General features: G+C 37.7%; 4 protein-coding genes. All 4 read right to left on the minus strand.

From position 1 onward, the window contains the following. Positions 1 to 69: 69 nt before the first annotated feature. Genes H525_RS0115310 through H525_RS24340 form a run of 4 tightly spaced genes read right to left on the minus strand, consistent with a single transcriptional unit; the run spans position 70 to position 3042 of the window. The gene (locus H525_RS0115310; protein ID WP_081413438.1) at positions 70 to 936 is read right to left on the minus strand and encodes a Ger(x)C family spore germination protein; all 867 of its coding nucleotides are present in this window, start codon (positions 934 to 936) and stop codon (positions 70 to 72) included. After that, the gene (locus tag H525_RS24330; protein ID WP_051331078.1) at positions 933 to 1952 is read right to left on the minus strand and encodes a spore germination protein; all 1020 of its coding nucleotides are present in this window, start codon (positions 1950 to 1952) and stop codon (positions 933 to 935) included. Before H525_RS24330 ends, H525_RS0115310 begins: the two co-directional genes overlap by 4 nt. Before the next feature lie 47 nt (positions 1953 to 1999). Continuing rightward, a complete protein-coding gene (locus H525_RS24335; RefSeq protein ID WP_035101519.1) occupies positions 2000 to 2197 on the minus strand; it encodes a hypothetical protein in 198 nt (65 codons plus the stop codon). Then, entirely contained in the window at positions 2194 to 3042 is an 849-nt protein-coding gene (locus tag H525_RS24340; protein ID WP_425387711.1) for an endospore germination permease, read from the minus strand. Before H525_RS24340 ends, H525_RS24335 begins: the two co-directional genes overlap by 4 nt. Positions 3043 to 3153: the final 111 nt, after the last annotated feature.

A 3153-nucleotide genomic window follows, 5' to 3' on the forward strand; every position in this document is an offset into this window, starting at 1 on the left:
AGTACGCATTAATAAATCACCAACATTATTATTTTTCTTACCTTAATATTACCATAAAATTATATTGCGTTATTTTAACCGTTTAAGAAAAAAAACCTTTCCATTGCGGATTTCAGGCACAATTTTTGGTTTTGGATTTTCCATCATGAGGACCGCCACGGGTTTATTTTTTGGGGAATAAACAATACATGGTGTTCTGCTTGTATACTTGTTTAACCAGCGCAGACCCTGGAGTTTCTTTTTCGGAAACCACTGCGCTCTTTGGTCCTTTTTTAATACCTCTACCCCATCAATTTCAATAGAGGGATAATTCTTTGATGAATCCGCCCATTGGCCCTTTTTTATGTGTATGGTAGGAATTAATGGTGATTGTCCTGGTTCCCGCAGCATGGAAACGAATTTATTCAAACGTATAGAAGGAATATACGAACTTTGTTCATAAACGTCATAAGGGTCACTTAATTGTGAATACACAGGAGACTCTTCAAGTAAAGGAGAAGTTAACAACAGCTTTTTTAAAGGGCTCCCGGTAGCAAATACCCAGACATTAAATCTTATTTCATTATAACGGGTGACTAAATCTATCACGTCATCAATCCCGTGTTCTAAAACAGATTTACTTAGTAAAACAGAATTTAGATGCCCCCAATAAATTCTGCGCTGGGATGAAGAATATAAATTTTGAATGGCCGAATCGACTGTTGATCCTATCCCCTGACCAACCCACGCTCCTGGTTCGTTTTTCCCTCCCCCTCCTTCTTTTTTGGCTAACGTACTAAAATTTAGTATTTGTGCATATACGACATACTTATTATTAACAAAATCCACTCCCACAGAATGAATATAGAACATATGTTCTAATTCGCGCATGTTCCAGCACCCTGTTATGAAAAAAATTAAGGGAAAACATAATAGGAACGACTTCATTTTCATCATTTGTTACCTCGCCGTGTTTTATCAATCGGGTTTAATATTTTGGACCGCTGCCTTATTTTTTTTATGGGGGGTCGTAAAAAAGCCGGTATTAAATCTCCAAATGTAATGGGGGAAACAGGAGATAAATACGGGATACCGAATGATCGTAAGTTGGAAAGATAAACAACAATAAATATGACCGAAAGAGTAAACCCAAAAACTCCCATGATAGAAGAGATCAATAAAATAATCATACGTAAAACCGTTATAGTCCCTATCATAGCTTGATTCACCAAAGTAAAATTAGCTACTGCAGTAGTGGAAATGACTACAATCATGGACGGACTCGTTAATCCTGCCCGAATGGCTGCATCTCCAATAATCAGCCCTCCCACTACGGAAAGCGTTTGTCCCACCGCATTCGGCAATCGAGCTCCCGCTTCTCTAAATAACTCGAACAAAAGTAACATAATTATTGCCTCTAATGGAGTCGGAATGGGAACGCCTTTTCTGGATGTTGCTATCGTTGCCAGCAGGGATAAAGGAATTTGGTCTGGATGATAAGTAGAAATCGCAATATAAAAGCCGGGAAAAAATAAGGAAACAATTAAACCTGCTATCCTAAACAGCCTTTCGAAAGATACAAACAAATAATGGGTGTGAACGTCTTCCGGTGACTTGATTAACGCCATTAAATTCATAGGTGCAATAATAGCTGTAGGTGTTCCATCCAACAGGATGGCAAACCGACCTCTTACTAACGATGCCACCACATGATCAGGCCTTCCGGTATGATTATAGAGTGGAAATAAACTTGTAGGCCTCTCGCTAATTAGCTCTATCAGTTCCTGACTGCTAAAAACGGCATCGATATCAATGCGGGAAAATCTTCTCTTTACTTCGTCAATCACTTCAGGGCGTACAATGTCCTTTATGAACAGCAACCCAGCTTTTGTATGGCTTCTTTTACCCACGATAAATTGTTCATAAGTTAGCGTATTGGTTTTGAGCCTTTTACGAACCAAAGCAACATTCATGCTTAGCTCCTCGACAAAACCATCCTTTGGCCCCAATATGGACACTTCTAAATTAGATTGCCTTCACAATAAATCATTAAAACTGATGTGCTGTTTTCTTTATTTTTAAATTCATTTTTTTGTATTTTCACATCTGCACAGTTGCTAAACATTTCATGTACAAGTTTTTCATTGACTTCAAATTGTTTATCAACTAATTTTAATTCTGTATCTGTTGATTTTTTGAAAAAATTGTTCAGGTTCATTTTGCTACCACCTTATGTGAACTTATAAAGACGAGAAAACCCAGAAGAAGAGACAGCCCCACCATAAGAGTAAAGGTAAAGGGTAAATAGAATATTTTTAAAACTTTCATAAACTCCATGTCACTAATTGGAATTAGAGTGACACTTATGCATAAAACATATAAGCCAAGTGGAAGCCAAAGACGCTTTGTTTTATTCTGTATAGGAAGAAGATCTATAATTAGGAATATAGCCAGTGAAATTCGTGTGAATGCCCCAACAAGCCATTGGTAAATAGACAAAAAGTCAACATGCTCTAAATAATGACCAAATGTAACCAATCGCCATTCCTCATAAGCCGTAAAACGAAGCCTGGCTGCTTCAAAAGGGCCGAATTCTGCAATGGCTCCCGTCAAAGGGCTAAAAGTTAAAATTATAAGAATGAATCCCGTGATTAGAATCGGGAATATTCGGATGTTTCCAGTGATATGCTGCTGCATAATCGTTAATACAAATATTCCGACAACTCCTGAACTTACGTATAGCATTCCTTTGATGACCGGATCAAATCCATTTTCAAGAATAGGCGTAAGCAAATGATAATCCTTATTGGGAAAATTTGCCGTCATGACGAAAAAGCCAAATAAAATCACGAACGGTAGCAATATCCCATTTGTTATGGCAATGGTTTGTATGCCGGAACGCACTGCATAAAAAGAAACGAGACAAAAAAGTAATCCGATGATAAGTAAAGGAGTCTTAGGCATGTAAGAAACCTTCGCCCAATAAGAAACATCACGTAATGTCATGCTGGACATCATAAACATTTCAAAGATAATACTTAAAATAATTAGGATGGAAAACAAACGACCTACGCGTGGGAGTGTTATTGATACCCGAAAACAACCTAAAGTTGATGGGATTGCCTGTCCGGAAGTTGACGAGTATAATGTCCTCGTATCATTCTGGAGAAAGGA

The organism is Aneurinibacillus terranovensis DSM 18919, from assembly GCF_000430625.1.
Classification (GTDB): Bacteria; Bacillota; Bacilli; order Aneurinibacillales; family Aneurinibacillaceae; genus Aneurinibacillus_B; species Aneurinibacillus_B terranovensis.